This window comes from Nocardiopsis rhodophaea (genome assembly GCF_039530945.1).
GTDB classification, from domain to species: Bacteria; Actinomycetota; Actinomycetes; order Streptosporangiales; family Streptosporangiaceae; genus Nocardiopsis_C; species Nocardiopsis_C rhodophaea.
Window position 1 is genome coordinate 44,068 of sequence record NZ_BAAAPC010000029.1, and the last position, 16,688, is coordinate 60,755.

15 protein-coding genes are annotated in these 16,688 nt (G+C 69.7%); 8 read left to right on the forward strand and 7 right to left on the reverse strand.

Features of this window, described 5'->3' with window-relative positions; translation table 11 throughout:
* The first annotated feature begins 59 nt into the window (after positions 1–59).
* Positions 60–494 carry a DUF4190 domain-containing protein gene (locus ABD259_RS24095; RefSeq protein WP_344108223.1) on the forward strand — a complete coding sequence of 145 codons (435 nt, stop codon included), beginning with the start codon at positions 60–62 and terminating at the stop codon, positions 492–494.
* Between the two features lie 99 nt (positions 495–593).
* Here ABD259_RS24095 and ABD259_RS24100 read toward each other — a convergent pair whose 3' ends face one another.
* A complete protein-coding gene (locus tag ABD259_RS24100; protein WP_344108225.1) occupies positions 594–2,144 on the reverse strand; it encodes a cell division protein PerM in 1,551 nt (516 codons plus the stop codon).
* 357 nt (positions 2,145–2,501) lie between these two features.
* Between ABD259_RS24100 and ABD259_RS24105 the strand changes: the two genes are divergently transcribed.
* Complete coding sequence (locus tag ABD259_RS24105) at positions 2,502–2,708, forward strand: cold-shock protein (RefSeq protein ID WP_344108227.1); 207 nt, start codon at positions 2,502–2,504, stop codon at positions 2,706–2,708.
* A 107-nt stretch (positions 2,709–2,815) separates the two neighbouring features.
* Here the strand turns inward: ABD259_RS24105 and sucD are convergent, their stop codons facing one another.
* From sucD to icmB, 4 genes are all read right to left on the reverse strand, one after another.
* Positions 2,816–3,694, reverse strand: a complete 879-nt coding sequence (sucD, locus tag ABD259_RS24110; RefSeq protein ID WP_344108229.1) for a succinate--CoA ligase subunit alpha — start codon at positions 3,692–3,694, stop codon at positions 2,816–2,818.
* 18 nt (positions 3,695–3,712) lie between these two features.
* A complete protein-coding gene (gene sucC, locus ABD259_RS24115; protein ID WP_344108231.1) occupies positions 3,713–4,894 on the reverse strand; it encodes an ADP-forming succinate--CoA ligase subunit beta in 1,182 nt (393 codons plus the stop codon).
* 280 nt (positions 4,895–5,174) lie between these two features.
* Entirely contained in the window at positions 5,175–5,957 is a 783-nt protein-coding gene (locus ABD259_RS24120) for a TSUP family transporter (protein WP_344108253.1), read from the reverse strand.
* Between the two features lie 333 nt (positions 5,958–6,290).
* Complete coding sequence (icmB, locus tag ABD259_RS24125; protein WP_344108255.1) at positions 6,291–6,707, reverse strand: coenzyme B12-dependent isobutyryl CoA mutase small subunit; 417 nt, start codon at positions 6,705–6,707, stop codon at positions 6,291–6,293.
* Positions 6,708–6,875: 168 nt separating this feature from the next.
* On the opposite strand from icmB, the gene ABD259_RS24130 reads away from it, so the two are divergent.
* The 3 genes from ABD259_RS24130 to ABD259_RS24140 all read left to right on the forward strand — a co-directional run bounded on the left by ABD259_RS24130 (position 6,876) and on the right by ABD259_RS24140 (position 9,577).
* The gene (locus ABD259_RS24130) at positions 6,876–7,202 is read left to right on the forward strand and encodes a hypothetical protein (RefSeq protein WP_344108233.1); all 327 of its coding nucleotides are present in this window, start codon (positions 6,876–6,878) and stop codon (positions 7,200–7,202) included.
* Between the two features lie 168 nt (positions 7,203–7,370).
* Entirely contained in the window at positions 7,371–8,876 is a 1,506-nt protein-coding gene (locus ABD259_RS24135) for an AlkA N-terminal domain-containing protein (RefSeq protein WP_344108235.1), read from the forward strand.
* A 113-nt stretch (positions 8,877–8,989) separates the two neighbouring features.
* A complete protein-coding gene (locus tag ABD259_RS24140; RefSeq protein WP_344108237.1) occupies positions 8,990–9,577 on the forward strand; it encodes a methylated-DNA--[protein]-cysteine S-methyltransferase in 588 nt (195 codons plus the stop codon).
* A gap of 256 nt (positions 9,578–9,833) precedes the next feature.
* Here ABD259_RS24140 and ABD259_RS24145 read toward each other — a convergent pair whose 3' ends face one another.
* Positions 9,834–11,285 (reverse strand): amidase, encoded by a 1,452-nt coding sequence (locus ABD259_RS24145; protein ID WP_344165473.1) that lies wholly within the window; start codon positions 11,283–11,285, stop codon positions 9,834–9,836.
* An 839-nt stretch (positions 11,286–12,124) separates the two neighbouring features.
* Here ABD259_RS24145 and pulA point away from each other — a divergent pair.
* The 3 genes from pulA to ABD259_RS24160 all read left to right on the forward strand — a co-directional run bounded on the left by pulA (position 12,125) and on the right by ABD259_RS24160 (position 15,927).
* Entirely contained in the window at positions 12,125–15,019 is a 2,895-nt protein-coding gene (gene pulA, locus ABD259_RS24150; protein ID WP_344165476.1) for a pullulanase-type alpha-1,6-glucosidase, read from the forward strand.
* 71 nt (positions 15,020–15,090) lie between these two features.
* Entirely contained in the window at positions 15,091–15,711 is a 621-nt protein-coding gene (locus ABD259_RS24155; RefSeq protein ID WP_344108245.1) for a cysteine hydrolase family protein, read from the forward strand.
* A 60-nt stretch (positions 15,712–15,771) separates the two neighbouring features.
* Positions 15,772–15,927: a Rossmann-fold NAD(P)-binding domain-containing protein gene (locus ABD259_RS24160; protein WP_344108247.1), complete on the forward strand. Its 156-nt coding sequence runs from the start codon at positions 15,772–15,774 to the stop codon at positions 15,925–15,927.
* A gap of 384 nt (positions 15,928–16,311) precedes the next feature.
* On the opposite strand, the gene ABD259_RS26000 is transcribed toward ABD259_RS24160, so the two are convergent.
* Positions 16,312–16,659 carry an HNH endonuclease signature motif containing protein gene (locus ABD259_RS26000; protein ID WP_425573569.1) on the reverse strand — a complete coding sequence of 116 codons (348 nt, stop codon included), beginning with the start codon at positions 16,657–16,659 and terminating at the stop codon, positions 16,312–16,314.
* Between the last annotated feature and the right edge of the window lie 29 nt (positions 16,660–16,688).

Here is a 16,688-nt window from a genome sequence, read left to right on the forward strand (position 1 = left end):
TGTGCGTCGACGCGTTCGCCACAGCGCCACCACGGCAACGAAGCCCCGAAGGAGCCCCTGTGAGCAACGAGCCGACCGAACCGCGTGCCGACGGGCAGCCGCCCGCCGTGGAGCGAGGCGGCCTGTGGGGGCTCATCCTGTCCACCGCCGGGCTGGTGCTGCTGGTCCCGATGGGGGTACTCCTCTCGATCCTCGGCATCTACCAGGGGCACAAGGCGCGCCGGGCGGCGAAACAGAAGAACACCACCGCCCCGGGGGCCATCCCCAGCGTGGTGCTGGGCTGGATCGGCGTGGCCTTCTCGGTCCTGTGGCTCACCGGCATGCTGATGTTCTGGAGCGAAGTCGACGCCTACCAGCAGTGCTCGTCGCGGGCGCACACCGTGAGCACGCAGCGCCAGTGCGACGAGGCGCTGCGGGAGGACCTGCGCGACACCATCGCCCAGCGCACCGGGCTGCCCGAGGAGCAGGTCCCGCTGCCGAAGTTCGGGATCTGAGCACGGTCGTGGCCGGCCGCGGTCGACCAGCGTGCCCACCGGCGCCGCAGGCGCGTGGACCTGCTTGGACCGATCCCGCCGCGGCCCCGGGTGCGGTTCTCAACGCCCGGGCTCCCGCGGCGGCGGATCTGCGTCCTCGGGAGCGGTGGACTCCGGGTCCGCTTCGTAGGTGATCCCGTAAAGCTCCTCGGCGTCGTCGCCGACGTCACCGTCCTCGGTGGCGCCACGACGCCGCCATCCGAGGCGCGGCAGGCGCGGGCGCCACGCCGAGCGCCCGGACACACGGCGGCCGGACTTCGGGGCACCGTCCACGGCGCCCCGCTCCCCCGCCGGGGGACCCGGGGCATCGGCGGCCCCCGGCGCGACGCCGGTGTCGGGGTCGGCTCTGACCAGCGTGAGCATCGGCTCGTAGCCGGAGGCCGCCGCCTCGGCCGCGGCGGCGTCCGCGTCCGGCCCCTCCCCGGCCTCGCCCGTGTCCGCCGATGGGGTCGTCGCGTTGTCGTGCGCCGATGCGACGGTCCGCATCCGTCGCAGGTAGCGCCAGTTGGCCACCCACGCGGCGATCGCCGCGGTGACCCCCACCTCCAACGCCGTGATCAGTCCCACCTGCCAGGCGGACGGACCGACGTCGGAGAGCCGGTCCGCGCCCAGGGAGCCGCCCGCGATCAGCGACAGCACGGTGAGGACAGCGCCGGTCGCGACCCCGCAGACGAATCCCCACATCGGTGCGGCCTCCCCCACGAGGGTGGGGGCGCTGCGCTGGGTGAGGAGCCCGCCGACGCCACCGGCGATGAACGGCGCGGCCAGGGCCGCCAGGGAGATCACGGGGGCGGGCCCGTTGTCGGGGAGTGCCGCCAGCAGGGGGAGCAGCGGCAGCGGACCGACCGCGATCCCGGTCGGCGCCACCATCGTCCCGGTGCCGAGAGCGAAGCCGGGGCCGACCGCATAGGCGGTCCCGAAGATGATGGCGTTCGGCAGGTAGAGCAGCTGGAGGAGGACCAGCAGCGTTCCACCGATGATGCCCGGGGCCAGCTGCCCGGTGATGGCGGCGGCCTCGTCGTAGTCGAGGGCGAGGGCGATCCCGACCAGCAGCGCCCCGGACAGCAGCAGCGTGCCGGTGGCGCCGAGGGTCCCCGCCAGCAGCGAGCGCGGCCGCTCCGGCACGACCTCCAGCAGCCGCCGCTTGGGGATGCCCTTGTCGTTGAGGAGCTGGTGCAGCACGCCCATGCCCCCGGCCACGAGGGCCAGCGCGAACCCGGCGAACAGTGCCTGGACGACGCTGGGCCGCACCACCTCGGTCTGCCCGATCAGCGCCATCGTCCCTGAGATCGCCGCGTACGGTCCGGCGAGGGCCAGGGCGGCCCGGAACAGGTGGCGCAGCCGCGGCAGCTCGCAGCTGCGCGCCAGCCACCGCCCAGAGCGGTACAGCACCAGGCCGGGCAGCACCACCAGGCCCAGCGGGAGCATCCCGACCTCACCGCCGGGGATCCCGAACCCGACGAGGTGGCCGACCAACCACATCTGCACCGCTGTACGCAGTACGTGATCGATGTCCTGGCCGAACGGCCCGTGCGGGGCCGCCGCCCAGCCGATCACGGTGACCGTCAGCAGCACGACCAGGCCGGCACCGGCGGCCCAGGCGGCGGCCATACCGCCGGCCGTGTACACCGGCCGCGGGTCGCGCGGGCCGGGCACCGACCTGTCGGCTGTGCCACGAGCCGGGCCGCGCTTTGACCGGGAAGGCTTCGAGGGAGGATCCGCGGGCGCACTCACCCGGCCCATGCTGCCAGCCTTATGACCGGATCGGGACCCTTCGCACCACGTGTGTCGGCGACCGCCGATGTTCCGGACGCGCCAGCACCGGCACACCTTCACTCGGCTCGCGCACACCCTCAGGATGCGCACTTCAGGTGATATTTTCGCTACAGAAAGTCACAAAGCTGTCGGGGGGCACCATCCGTCGGATCGATGACCCGTCGACCACCGTGAAGAAAGGGACATCGATCGATGACACAAGGCGTCGTGAAATGGTTCAACGCTGACAAGGGATTCGGCTTCATCGCGATCGACGGTGGCGGTGACGACGTGTTCGTCCACTACTCGGCGATAGAGAGCAGCGGATACAGGTCCCTGGAGGAGAACCAACGAGTGGAGTTCGAGGTCGTCCAAGGCGACAGGGGGCCTCAGGCGGCCAATGTCCGCCCGCTCTCCTAAGGATCCTGTCCGCCGACACGCGTGTGCCCCGCCTCGGGTCCCGAGGCGGGGCACACGCGTGAACACAGGTCGGACCACTCCAGCGTCCGCCCCATCGGGGGTAGGACCTAGAACAGCTCCCGTGCGAGCTTGGCCGTCTCGCTCGGCGTCTTGCCGACCTTGACTCCGGCGGCCTCCAGGGCCTCCTTCTTCGCGGCCGCGGTCCCCGAGGAGCCGGAGACGATGGCGCCGGCGTGGCCCATGGTCTTGCCCTCAGGGGCGGTGAAGCCCGCCACGTAGCCGACGACCGGCTTGCTCACGTTGGCCTTGATGAACTCCGCGGCCCGCTCCTCGGCGTCGCCGCCGATCTCACCGATCATCACGATGGCGTCGGTGTCGGGGTCGGCCTCGAACGCCGCGAGGGCGTCGATGTGCGTGGTGCCGATGATCGGGTCACCGCCGATGCCCACACAGGTGGAGAAGCCGATGTCACGCAGCTCGTACATCATCTGGTACGTCAGCGTGCCCGACTTCGACACCAGGCCGATGCGGCCCGCGTTGGTGATGTCGGCCGGGATGATGCCGGCGTTGGACTGGCCCGGGGTGATCAGGCCGGGGCAGTTCGGGCCGATGATGCGGGTCTTGTTGCCCTTCTCACCGGCGTAGGCCCAGAAGGCGGCGGTGTCGTGCACCGGAATGCCCTCGGTGATCACGACAGCCAGGCCGATCTCGGCGTCGATGGCCTCGATCACGGCCGCCTTGGTGAACTTCGGCGGGACGAAGATGACCGTGACGTCGGCCCCGGTCTTCTCCATGCCCTCGGCGACGGAGCCGAAGACCGGCACCTCGGTGCCGTCGAAGTCCACGCTCTGCCCGGCCTTGCGCGGGTTCACGCCACCGACGACCTGGGTCCCGGAGCCCAGCATGCGCCGGGTGTGCTTGGTGCCCTCAGAGCCCGTCATGCCCTGGACCAGCACCTTGCTGTCCTTGGTCAGAAAAATAGCCATTGTCGCTCTTCTCCGCCCCTACTTCGCGGCCAGTTCGGCAGCCTGAGCAGCGGCGCCGTCCATGGTGTCCACCTGGCGCACGGCCGGGTGGTTACGGTCGTTCAGGATCTTGCGCCCAAGGTCGGCGTTGTTGCCGTCCAGGCGGACGACCAGCGGCTTGCTGACGTCGTCGCCGCGGCCCTCCAGCAGCTCCAGCGCCTGCACGATGCCGTTGGCCACCGCGTCGCAGGCGGTGATGCCGCCGAACACGTTGACGAACACGCTCCTGACGTCCGGGTCGCCCAGGATGATCTCCAGGCCGTTGGCCATGACCTCGGCCGACGCGCCACCGCCGATGTCAAGGAAGTTGGCCGGCTTAACACCGCCGTGCCGCTCACCGGCGTAGGCCACGACGTCCAGCGTGGACATGACCAGCCCAGCGCCGTTGCCGATGATGCCGACCTCGCCGTCGAGCTTGACGTAGTTGAGGCCCTTCTCCTTCGCCTTGACCTCAAGGGGGTCCCCCTCGGCGGCGAGCTCGAAGCGCTCCAGGTCCTGGCGGAACTCGGCGTTCTCGTCCAGCGTGACCTTGCCGTCCAGGGCGACCACGCGGCCGTCACCGCTCAGGATGAGCGGGTTGACCTCGACGAGCGTGGCGTCCTTGCCGACGAAAGCGTCCCAGAGCTTGGAGACGATGTCGACGGCGCCCGCGGCGGCGGCCTCAGGCAGCTTGCCCTGCTTGACGATCCCGGCGGCGACCTCGGCCGGAGCGCCCTTCAGGGCGTCGATCGCGACCTTGGCGACGGCGTCGGGGTTGGTCTCCGCGACTTCCTCGATCTCCACGCCGCCTTCGCGGGAGCAGATCGACAGGAAAGTGCGGTTAGCGCGGTCGAGGAGGAAGGAGAAGTAGTACTCCTCAGCGATGTCGCTGGCCTCTTCGATGTAGACGCGGTGGACGGTGTGGCCCTTGATGTCCATGCCCAGGATCTGCTCGGCCTTCGCCTGAGCGTCCTCGGGACCATCGGCCAGCTTGACGCCGCCGGCCTTGCCGCGGCCGCCCGTCTTGACCTGCGCCTTGACAACTACGCGGGGCTTACCGGCCGCCGCGAATTCCTCGGCGATCGCACGCGCCTCAGCAGCGGTGCTCGCCACCTTTCCCTGGGGTACCGGGACCCCATACTCCGCGAAGATTTCCTTCGCCTGGTACTCGACAAGGTCCACGAGGGTCCGTCCTTGTTGCTCGCTGGCTGCAGTCTCTTGCGGAGGTCGTGTCACTCAACCCGGGGAACCTTTAGCCGGATCTGCCGCGTTGGAAGTTCGTTGAAAAAGCCATCCGCAACATGCGGAAGCTTAGTCCTCCTGGCCCTTGACATCGGACACCGGGGCCGTGTTGACCAGTCAATCCATCCCCAAGAGGCACCATCCGACCCGCTTCTGCCAGGGACGGCGGTGAGAATTCGTGTGACGAGTCACATCGCCCCTACACCGACGGTACGCGATCTCACGCGAACTGTTCGGCGCCGAGCTTCACCAGCAGAGCGAGCACGACGACCACCAGCACGCCCCGGACGAACCCGGTGCCCCGGCTCAGCGCCATGCGCGCGCCGACCTGCGCGCCGACGATGTTGCACACGGCAAGGCCAAGCCCGAGGACCCAGAGTATGTCGCCGTTCCAGGCGAAGACCGCAAGCGCGCCGACGTTGGTCGCGGTATTCACGATCTTGGCGGAGGCGGAGGCGTTCACGAAGTCCAGGCCGGTGACGGTCGTCAGGGCGATGATCAGGAACGTCCCCGTGCCGGGCCCGATGAGGCCGTCGTAGAAGCCGACCCCGCACCCGGCCAGCAGGACCGCGGTGACGACGCGGGAGCGCGTCAGGCGTGTCGGATCGGCCGCGGCGCCCAGCGCGGGCCGCGCGATGACCAGCACGAGCACCACAGCGAGGACCACCATGACGGTGGGGCGCAGCGCGTCCGAGGAGACGGAGCCCGCGAGCGCGGCCCCGCCGCCCGCTCCGGCCAGCGCCAGACCGGCGGTAGGCCAGACGATCCGGGGCTCCAGCCGCACACCGCGGGCGTAGGTGATCGCGGCCGAGGAGGTGCCGAAGATGGCGGCGAGCTTGTTGGTGCCGAGGAGGGGGGCGATCGGGGCGCTGGGGAAGGCGACCATCAACGCGGGGAGGAGAAGCAGCCCGCCGCCGCCCACGACCGCGTCGATCCACCCGGCGGCTGCCGCCGCGACCAGCAGGATTCCTATGACATGGCTGCTTACGACATCACCGCCCATGAGGTCGGTGCCGACGAGGTCGATGCCGAAATCCACGGCCGACTACCGGGCGGCCGGGACAGAAGCGGACCAACCGCGAACCGGCACAAGAAGGGGAAGTGTCACAAGACGGGCAGTGTAGCCAATTTTGTAGCCAGTTTTGTAGCCAGAATTGTAACGAGGAACGTAGCCAGGCCCGCAGTCCCGGCCCTGCGGCGGTCCGCCAGACCCCGCCCTTCCAGCCATGCCGTCCCGGAGCCCCGCCCCGCGGGACGCCCCAGCCCCCACCTGCCAGGCGTGTCGCGCTCGACGCGCCGTCTCCCGCGACCGCGGTCGGCCCGACGACGCCTCCCCCTATCCGGCCGTGTGCGCGGACCGGATGTTGTCCCGCACCCAGTCACTGATCTCGGCCGTGGTCGCCCCGGGGGTGAAGATCTTCGCGACGCCGAGCCGCTCCAGCTCGGGGATGTCCTCGTCGGGGATGATGCCGCCACCGAAGACCATGATGTCGGTAGCGTCGTTCTCCTCCAGCAGTTCCAGGACACGGGAGAACATGGTCATGTGCGCGCCGGACAGCACCGAGAGGCCGATCGCGTCGGCGTCCTCTTGCAGGGCGGCGTTCACGATCATCTCCGGAGTCTGCCGCAGGCCCGTATAGATGACCTCGACACCGGCGTCGCGCAGCGCGCGAGCCACGACCTTCACGCCCCGGTCGTGACCGTCGAGCCCCGGTTTGGCGACGACGACCCGTACAGCTGATGACGCGCCCATGCCCAGCCAGCCTCTCTTCACCTGCTCGCACCGTCCCACGGCGTCCCGCGCCGTGCCGCCGTCCTTGTGAGCCGTGCGCCGCGCGCGGGCGGGTCGGATGAACTTGTGAGCAGAGTAACGCAGCTCACTCACTGTTGAACGGACCGGGTGGGCGGGTACCTCAAGGACATGACCGATGATCTGCCCCGGATCGACGAGCTGACGACCACCGAACTGCGGGAGCGCGCGGTCGCACTGGCCAAGCGCCGGTGGGACGTGAGGTTCTTCTGGCACCTGCTGGAGAGCCTCCCCGCGGCCGAGGCCGCCGCCGGCCACTTGGACGCCAGCGACGCCAGTGTGGCCCAGGCGTCCGGACTGTTCCATGAGGCGCTGGCCGCCGAAGGCGACCCCGAGGTCCAGGAGGCGCTGCGCCCGCTCTACATCGACTACCTCTCCCGGCACGCGACGGACGTCGCCAGGCCCGAGGCGGAGTCCAACGGCATCGCCGACTCCTAGCGGCCGAGAACGCGCCGCGTTCGCTCTCCGCCGCTGACCGAGACACTGCTTCCCGGCTGTTCGAGATACTGCCGCCATCGCCGCCGCACCTCACCTCCCCACGCCACCGACGTACGTGTCGGAAATCCGCTAGCCTGCGGAAGCGGAGCGCGCGAGGATGGTCCCGTGATGGATGACGACCAGTCCTACCTGGCGGTTCGCAGCGGCGACGCGCGGTTCGACGGCATGGTCTTCGTGGGGGTGACCAGCACCGGCATCTACTGTCGGCCGAGCTGCCCCGCCGTAACGCCTAAGCGGGAGAACGCCGTCTTCTTTCCGTCCGCCGCGGCAGCGCAGGGCGCCGGATTCCGTGCCTGCAAGCGGTGCCGCCCCGACGCCACACCCGGATCACCGGAGTGGAACGCGCGGGCCGACGTCGTGGGCCGCGCCATGCGGATGATCACCGACGGCGCCGTGGACCGCGGCGGTGTCGCCGGGCTCTCGGCGGCCCTTGGATACAGCGAGCGGCAGCTGCAACGGCTCCTCACCACCGAGCTCGGAGCGGGACCGCTGGCCCTCGCCCGCGCGCAGCGGGCGCAGACAGCCCGCGTGCTGCTGGAGACGACGGCCCTTCCGATGGCCGATGCGGCGTTCGCCGCCGGGTTCGCGAGCATCCGCCAGTTCAACGACACCATCCGCGAGATCTTCGCGTGTACACCTACAGAGCTGCGCGAACGCTCCGCCCGCCGCGATGGTCCGGCGCGCCCGCTCACCGTCGGCCACCCGGACACCGGCCCGCTGGCGGGCACGATCAGCCTCCGGCTCCCCTACCGGGCGCCGTACGACCTGGAGCACACGTTCGGCTTCCTGGGCGCCCGTGCGGTCCCCGGCGTGGAGGAGGCGACGCGGAACGGCTACCGGCGCGTGCTGCGCCTCCCGCACGGCACCGGCATCGCGGAACTCGCCCCGGGGGACGGCGCCGGATACGTCTGGTGTCGGCTGCGCCTGGGAGAACTGCGCGACCTCGGCACCGCCGTCCAGCGCTGCCGCAGGCTGCTCGACCTCGACGCCGACCCGCAGGCCGTTGCGGAGGTGCTGGAAGCCGATACCTTCCTGGGGCCCCTCGTCGCCGCGGCTCCGGGATTACGCTCCCCCGGCCACGTCGATCCGGAAGAGCTCGCGATGCGCGCGATTATCGGGCAGCAGATATCGGTAGCCGCCGCCCGCACGGTCGCGGGTCGTCTGGTCGCACGTTTCGGCAAGCCGCTGGACGTGCCCGTGTCCGGGCCCGGTGGCGGCCTGACGCACGTGTTCCCACTGGCCGAAACCCTGGCCGAGGCCGACCCGCGGGAGCTGCCGATGCCGCGCGGGCGCTCCCAAGCGCTGGTCGCTCTGGCGAGCGCGCTCGCGTCCGGCGACATCGACCTCGGGCCCGGCGCCGACCGGGACGCGTCCGCCGAGGGACTGCGCCGACTGCCCGGTATCGGCCCGTGGACCGCCGACTACATCCGGATGCGGGCGCTCGGCGACCCCGATGTCTTCCTCCCCACCGACCTGGGGGTCCGCCACGCCCTGGAACGCCTGGGCCACCCAGGCGACGGCCGCTCGGCCGCGACGACCGCCCAAGCCTGGCGTCCCTGGCGTTCGTACGCCAGCCACCACTTGTGGGCATCGAACGCGCGGGCGGCCCTGTGACCGCAGCTCAGACCTGCCCGGACACCGGACCTGACACCTGATCCGACACCACCGCGCGCCAGCCCGGGATCCGCACACCCCCACCCGCCGCACCCGACGACCAAGGACACACAATGAGCTCACTGACCGACCAGGACCCGCTGCCCCTGGGCGTACCGGCCACGGAGGCGCCCGAGCCGGTCGCCCCCGTGGAGTTCGCCCGCCCCGGCGACGGGCCGACCCTCTACACCACCCGGCCATCCCCGATCGGTGATGTGCTGCTGACCAGCGACGGCGTAGCACTGACCGGCCTGTACATGCTTCCGGAACCCGGCTCTGAGCCGAGCCCGATCCAGGCCGACTGGAAGCACGCCCCGGAGAGCTTCCGGGCGACCATTGACCAGCTTGACGCCTACTTCGCTGGAGACCTGCGCGAATTCGACCTTCCGCTGGCGCCCAGCGGTACCGAATTCCAGCTGCGGGTGTGGCGCGAGCTGACGACCATCCCCTACGGCCACACGGCCAGCTACGGCGACATCGCCGAGGCGCTCGGCCGCCCGACCGCCTCCCGCGCGGTCGGCATGGCCAACGGCCGCAACCCGATCTCGATCATCGTCCCGTGCCACCGGGTCATCGGCGCCAACGGCGCCCTCACCGGCTACGGCGGCGGTCTCCCACGCAAGCGGCACCTGCTCCGACTGGAGCGGGGCCCGCATCGGTAACAGCTGCCGACCATTCCTCGTCCGGGCCCACCCCCGCGGTCTGGGCAGGTTGGCGGATCTCCCGCGCCCGGGTCGCCCGCAGGAGGCGGACCAGGACGCTTCTCGACCGGCGTTCGCTCCGGAAATCATTCCATCGAAGTTGTTTTGAAAGGAACATACAGTGGCGAATTCCGGCAACCGAACAAGAGTGGTGTCGGCCGCCGCCCGGCCGATCACGGCTTCATGTACCTGGTGACACGATCGTCAACGGACACCCCTACGCCGGTGCCTGGAAGCCGCCGATTGCCGACTCAAGCAGTTCGGCCAGCCGCAGCGGGGTGTAGTCCTCATACATCGGACCGATGAGCTGCACTCCTACCGGAAGCCCGTCGGGTGACCGGCCGGCAGGTATGGCGGTCGCAGGCAGTCCGGGCATGGTGGCCAGACCGGCCCAGGCGGCCTGGTCGATATACGGGTACTCGACGCCGTCGATGTCGATCCGTCGTTCCGCGAGATCGGGGGTGTGATCGTGCGCAAACGCGGGAACTGACGTGATCGGACACACCACGGCATCGAAGTCGGCGAACAGCTGCCGCCAGCTGCGGCGGTGCAGTTCACGGCGGATGTCCGCCTCGATCCACTCGCGGTGGCTAAAGACCATGCCGCGCAGCCGCGCAGCGCTCAGATCCTGGTCGTCCGCGTTCGGCTCGGCGGCGAGGGACCGCAGCTGCTCGTACTTCTCGGCGGGAATACGCGCGCCTTGGCTAGAACCCATCAACTGCATGTAGAGCGTGGCGGCTTCGGTCATATCGGGCAGTAGTGGACTCTGCCGTTCGACGCTGGCCCCGCCGTCGACGAGCGCGTCGGCGACCCGGTTCACCCCTGCCCGCACAGCGGACCCGGTCGCAATGAGCGGATGCTCGTCGAGGACCAGGACCCGGAAGTCGCAGAGCCGCTGGTGGCGTGCGGGCGGCAGCGTCAGATCGTAGCCGACGCCGAGCGTCAGCGCGTCCGGTCCCGCCATCACGTCCAGCAGCAACGCGAGGTCGCGGGCGGTGCGCGCCATCGGACCGCAGACGCCGAGGTCGCCCTCGACCGGCAACGCCGGTGCTGGCGGCGGCACCATCCCGCGGCTCGCCACCAGCCCGAACGTTGGCTTGTGCGCGTAGACACCGCAGAAATGCGCCGGGTTGCGCAGTGAACCCGCGATATCGGAGCCGATAGACAACGCGCCGAATCCCGATGCCAGCGCCGCCGCTGATCCACCGGAGGATCCGCCCGCCGTTCGACCGTGGTCCCACGGATTATTGGTGGTGCCGTAGATCTCGTTGAAGCTCTGCCAATCTTGCAGCATGAACGGCACATTGGTCTTGCCGAGAATCACCGCGCCCGATGCCTTCAATCGCGATACCGCCACCGCGTCCTCGGCGGGCAGATAGCTCGCGTACTGCGGCATCCCCCAGGTTGTGGGCAGTCCGGCAACGTTGTAGGACTCTTTCACCGTTACCGGAATACCAAGCAGCGGCCGTTCCTCGCCGCTGGCACGTGCCTCGTCGGCCCAGCGCGCGGCGGCCCGCGCACGGTCGAAGTCCGACACACAGATCGCGTTGATCGCCTTGTCGTCCCGCTCGATGCGGACGATCGCCTCGTCGGTCAGTTCCACCGAGGTCACCTCGCCGGCGCGCAGGGCGGCCGTGAGCGCCTCGGCTGAAAGGAAACTCCACTCCATGATCGAACCCTAGCGGCCGCCGCAGGCGCTCGACCGACAAGGGGCCGGAACGACCGCGCCCGCCCCTTCACCTGGACCACGCCGGTCGAGAAGATCGGGCCCAAGGCCGACCGTTCGACCATTTCAGAACGCGCCATCAGGTTGGCCTACGGCCATTTCTTTTCGATCCGATCCTCATTGACCTTGCCGAAGGCGGGACCTTCACGGGTGATTGCCCGGTCTATCGCGCGACGCGTGTGCTGGAATCTTGTGGTCTTCTCCACGACGTTGCGCCTGGCACCACTGAGACGGAAAAGCACACACGGCCCATGCGCCAGGGCGGCGAGTTCGCCTAACCGTGGTGGCTGCCTCACAGATCGCCTGTTTGCTGAGGCCGGGTTCCCGCAGAGATGGGAGTACACATGCCTCGATGACCGCGATGAACGGCACCGAGGGAGCCCCGAGTTTCACTGGTTCGACGCCGTGTACCAGCGGTGTTCCTCCGCCATCCTCCGCCATCCTCGTTCAATTAGCCATTCGAGGTTGACTCCGGAATACCCAGGTGACGTGCGGTCTCCCTGCACGCCGGCGGCGAGGCAGAGAACTTGTCCACCATGTTCCGCACCCCTCCGGCCGACCGCAGCGATGCCCTACGGGCATGGCGAACGGTCGGTTTTCCACAGCAAGCCGACCGCTGCAGGGTGACCGCATCCACCGCCACACGGCCCTCGTGCTCGACGCCGTGCCCCGAGCAACATTTGAAAAATTTCAGAAATACTCTGCAAACTATTGCGCGTATCGCTGGACGCTCATTAGCGTTCGCGTAACCTGCCGACAGCAGAGCGAGAGGACCCTCCCCCATGCCGTCCCTCTGTTCACGGCCGCGGCGCGCGTCGAGCGTCGCACGCCTTCGCCCTCTCGGCCTGACGACCGCACTGCTGACAATTACGCTGCTGACAATTGCGCTGCTGACGACACACCTGACCACATCCACCGCGAACGCCGCGCACCCGCCAGGGTCCGCGCAGCCGACCACCGAAGGAAAACCCATCGGCCACGACCTCGGCACGGCCAAGGCGCACTGGATCGACCGCACCACGATCGCGTGGCCGAGCCCCGCGGCCGATGCCCACTCCTACGACCTGCTCCACTCCGCCAACGCGTCGATCGGCGTCGAGAACGGTCGGCTCACTGGCGACTACCGGACCATCCCGCTACGGCTCTCCGATACGGGGCTCACCGAAACGCAGCGCGCCAAATGGCCGCACCTGGCGACCCGCACGGCCCTCCGTATCGGCGCCGAAGGCGGGGGCCGGCGCCAAACGACGGGTGCGGCGCACAGCGCAGGGGTCCCCCGGTCCGAGGTGGCCGAGGCCCTGCGCGGCCAAGTCGTCGTGGTCGAGCGCGACGGCGACGGGCGCCTCGTCGCCGCGACCGGAGCCCAGATCCCGGGCGTGCTGGACGACGTGTACGCGGCGGCGGCCGACGCCACACTCGGCCCGGTCTGGGACGGCGGCCGCCCCACCCTCTCGCTGTGGGCACCCACAGCCCAGGACGTGAAGCTCCTCCTCTACGACGGTCCGAATTCGGCCGACGTCCGCACCATGCGGATGAAACGCGACACCGATTCCCCGACCGGCATCTGGTCGGCGCGCGGCCCAGCCCGCTGGAAGGGGACGTACTACGCCTTCCAGGTGCGGGTGTACTCGCCGACCGCGGGAGCAATCGTCACCAACACGGTCACCGACCCCTACAGCCTCGCCCTGTCCGCCGACTTCGAACGCAGCCTGCTCGTCGACCTGGCGTCCCCGCAACTCGCCCCGCGGGGCTGGGACTCCCTGAGGAAGCCCGCACCCACTCCGATGAATGCCGCGACCATCTACGAGTTGCACGTCCGGGACTTCTCCGCCTCCGACACGACCGTTCCCGAGGCCCACCGCGGCACCTATCGCGCGTTCCGGCACAGCGGCGACGCCGCCGAGGACAGCGCGGGCATGACCGAACTGCGGGCACTTGCCGACGACGGCGTCGACTACGTCCACCTGCTGCCCGCATTCGATTTCGGTTCCGTCCCCGAGCACCGTTCCGCGCAGAAGACCCCCGCCTGCAACCTGGCGTCTTTCCCCCCTGACTCCGCCGAACAGCAGGCCTGTGTCGAGCGCACCGCCCGGGACGACGCCTTCAACTGGGGATACGACCCCGTCCACTACACGGTCCCGGAGGGCTCCTACTCCAGCGACCCCGACGGCACCGCGCGCGTCACCGAGTTCCGCGAGATGGTGAGCGGGCTGAACCGCGCCGGGCTGCGCGTCGTGATGGACGTCGTCTACAACCACACCTACGCCACCGGGCAGGACGACAGGTCGGTGCTCGACCGCGTTGTGCCCGGCTACTACCACCGCCTGCTCGACGACGGTTCCGTCGCCACGTCGACCTGCTGCCCCAACACCGCCCCCGAACACACCATGATGGGCAAGCTCGTCGTGGACTCCGTGGTCACCTGGGCGCGCGAGTACAAGGTCGACGGCTTCCGCTTCGACCTCATGGGCCACCACCCGAAATCGAACATTCTCGCGGTGCGCGCTGCCCTGGACCGGCTCACGCTCGAACGCGACGGCGTGGACGGCACCTCGATCGTGCTCTACGGAGAGGGCTGGGACTTCGGGGAGGTCGCGGGTGGCGCCCGTTTCGAACAGGCCACCCAGCTCACTATGGCCGGGACCGGCATCGGCACGTTCAACGACCGGCTGCGCGATGGCGTCCGCGGCGGCGGTCCTTTCGACGCCGACCCCCGCCTCCAGGGGTTCGGCTCCGGGCTCCTCACCGACCCCAATAACGCACCGGAGAACGGGACTGAGGACCAGCAGCGCGCCCGGCTGCTGCACGACCAGGACCTGATCAAGGTGGGGCTGACCGGAAACCTCAAGGACTACCGGTTCACCGCGTCCTCGGGGCGGGAGGTCACCGGCGGCGAGGTCGACTACAACGGCGCACCCGCCGGGTACACGGCCCACCCGAGCGAGGCCGTGACCTACGTCGACGCGCACGATAACGAGACCCTCTACGACGCACTCGCCTACAAGCTGCCGCCGGACACCCCGATGGAGGACCGGGTGCGCATGCAGTCGCTGGCGCTGAGCACCGCGCTGCTCGGCCAAGGGACCGCGTTCGTGCACGCCGGGAGCGAGCGGCTGCGCTCGAAGTCATTGGACCGCAATTCCTACGACTCAGGCGACTGGTTCAACCGGCTGAACTGGGATTGCGAGGATGGCAACAACTTCGGCGTGGGGTTGCCGCGGGCGGCGGACAACCGGGACAAGTGGCCCTATGCGCGCCCGCTGCTCGCCGACCCCGACCTGCGAGCTGACTGCGCGGCCATCCGGACGGCCCGCACCCGATTCGGCGAGTTGCTGCGCACCCGCGACTCCTCCCCGGCGTTCGCGCTGGACACCGCGGAGGACGTGCAGCGGCGGGTGTCCTTCCCGCTCAGCGGCGCGCGGGAGACACCGGGCGTCATCACGATGCACCTCGACGCCGGTGGGATCGACCCGCGCTGGTCGTCGCTCACCGTCGTCTTCAACGCTTCCCCGCGGTCCCAGACCCAGACCGTCACAGCGCTGAAGGGCACCGAGGTGGCACTGCACCCCGTCCAGGCCGAATCCGACGACCTCGTGGTGAAGGAGTCCTCCGCAGATGCCGAGACCGGAGCGCTGACCGTCCCCGGACGGACGGTCGCCGTCTTCGTCGCGGGTTGAGTCGCGGGACCCAGCGGCTCCGCCCGCCCCGATGTGCGGGAGGGTCGGGACGAGTGGCACCATCGTCCCTCATGATGATCGATCCGCGACGAACCGCCGTTCTCGCCCTCCACTGGCAGGTCAACGTGATCAAGCCGGAGGGCTTCTTCGGCGCGATGCTGAGTGAGCCGGTGCTGCGCAGCGGGGTGGTGGAGCAGGCCACCCGTTTCCACGACCGCGCCCGCGCGGCCGGTCTGCCTATCGTGTTCACCCGCTTCACCGTGCCTGAGGGAGAAGGCGGCCTCGTACGCAACACCGGATTCATGAACGCTGTGGGTGAGGCCCAGGAGTCCTTCCGGCCCGAAGCACCGGGCGCCCAGCTGATCCCGGAGATGGCTGAGCTGGGCGAGCGCGACCGCGTCGTCGACAACCAGAAGCTGTCCGGGCTCGCGGGGAACGCGCTGCCGGAGTGGCTCGCCGAGCAGGAAATCGACACGTTGCTGGTAACCGGTGTGGCCACCAACTTGACGGTGGAGCAGACAGCGCGGCACGGCACCGACCTCGGCTTCACCGTGCATGTCGTCGCCGACTGCGTGACGGCGGCCGAGAACGCGGCGCACGAGGCGTCGCTCACCAACCTCGACCTTGTCACCAGAGGCTGCCTCACCTCGAAGAACGCCCTGGCCCGACTGTCCGGCCACGCTTCCGACTAGGCTCATGAAACAATGGCGGCGGCCCGGCCGACTCCGGCTGGTCTGTGGGTGGCGCGGCGCGTGAACGCCATCAGCCCCACGGTCTTCACTGAGTCCCTCGCGGACTACGGCGCCTACTTCCCCGGTGTCCCGCCAGTAGACCTCGCGCAGGTCGCCCGGGCCTACGTGCGCTCCATCGAGGGCGCCCAGACCGGCCACATCTATGAGCTCGATTAGCGCGGAACCCGACCCCGAACGGTACGGGCCTCACCCAGATCACCAGGGCGGGGTTCAAACGGCCGGCCGACCGCACCGAACCAGGAGAGCGCTCCCGAGGGGCGGCCTGGTGCAACGCCAAACGCCACCGCTGACCTTCACATCCCGCGGGACGAAGAACTCAGCCGACATCGCAGAGGTCGGGCAGCACGCCCAGCGAGGCGCGCGGTCAAGACCGGAGCCGATACGACACGCGCCATTCACCGGCCGCCCAACCAGACGCGGCCCAAAGACCCGGTGAATCAAGGCGTGCCTCGACAACCCAGCCGATCACGGGCACACCGATAGCCCCGCCGGGCTTCCCGCCCGGCGGGTCATCCATTCAGCTTCGCGCGCTCCGATCGATCAACACCAATCCGGATCGCCGGACCCCTCACCCGGTCCGCCCTCCGCGGCCGAAGGATGCGCGCCCCGGCCCGGCCGCTTGCGCTGCTCGGACCCGGGCCGCCCAGGCGGAGGCGCCTGCGGGGGTGGTGGGGGTGGGGGCTTGGGCTTCCCGGGGGGCCGGGGCCCCCAGCCCCGCTCCCGCGCCCGACGATGCTCTTTCTCCAAATTATGGAACCGGCACAACGGCTGGGCGTTGGACAAATCCGAGCGGCCCCCGTCCCACCACGCGACCTTGTGATCCACCTGGCACCACGCAATCGGCCGATCACACCCGCCCTGCCACGCGCACCTCTGGCGCTGCGCCATCAACGCCGCCCGCACCGCCGGGCTAAACA

What these genes read in the sequence shown, in the direction of transcription:
- ABD259_RS24105 (WP_344108227.1), top strand. Translation starts at nt 2,502, where the DNA reads ATGACACAAGGCGTCGTGAAATGGTTCAACGCTGACAAGGGATTCGGC.
- pulA (WP_344165476.1), top strand. Translation starts at nt 12,125, where the DNA reads ATGCCGTCCCTCTGTTCACGGCCGCGGCGCGCGTCGAGCGTCGCACGC.
- ABD259_RS24155 (WP_344108245.1), top strand. Translation starts at nt 15,091, where the DNA reads ATGATGATCGATCCGCGACGAACCGCCGTTCTCGCCCTCCACTGGCAG.
- icmB (WP_344108255.1), bottom strand. Translation starts at nt 6,707, where the DNA reads ATGGGCGCGTCATCAGCTGTACGGGTCGTCGTCGCCAAACCGGGGCTC.
- ABD259_RS26000 (WP_425573569.1), bottom strand. Translation starts at nt 16,659, where the DNA reads ATGGCGCAGCGCCAGAGGTGCGCGTGGCAGGGCGGGTGTGATCGGCCG.
- ABD259_RS24140 (WP_344108237.1), top strand. Translation starts at nt 8,990, where the DNA reads ATGAGCTCACTGACCGACCAGGACCCGCTGCCCCTGGGCGTACCGGCC.
- ABD259_RS24135 (WP_344108235.1), top strand. Translation starts at nt 7,371, where the DNA reads ATGGATGACGACCAGTCCTACCTGGCGGTTCGCAGCGGCGACGCGCGG.
- ABD259_RS24100 (WP_344108225.1), bottom strand. Translation starts at nt 2,144, where the DNA reads ATGGCCGCCGCCTGGGCCGCCGGTGCCGGCCTGGTCGTGCTGCTGACG.
- sucD (WP_344108229.1), bottom strand. Translation starts at nt 3,694, where the DNA reads ATGGCTATTTTTCTGACCAAGGACAGCAAGGTGCTGGTCCAGGGCATG.
- ABD259_RS24145 (WP_344165473.1), bottom strand. Translation starts at nt 11,285, where the DNA reads ATGGAGTGGAGTTTCCTTTCAGCCGAGGCGCTCACGGCCGCCCTGCGC.
- ABD259_RS24120 (WP_344108253.1), bottom strand. Translation starts at nt 5,957, where the DNA reads ATGGGCGGTGATGTCGTAAGCAGCCATGTCATAGGAATCCTGCTGGTC.
- ABD259_RS24130 (WP_344108233.1), top strand. Translation starts at nt 6,876, where the DNA reads ATGACCGATGATCTGCCCCGGATCGACGAGCTGACGACCACCGAACTG.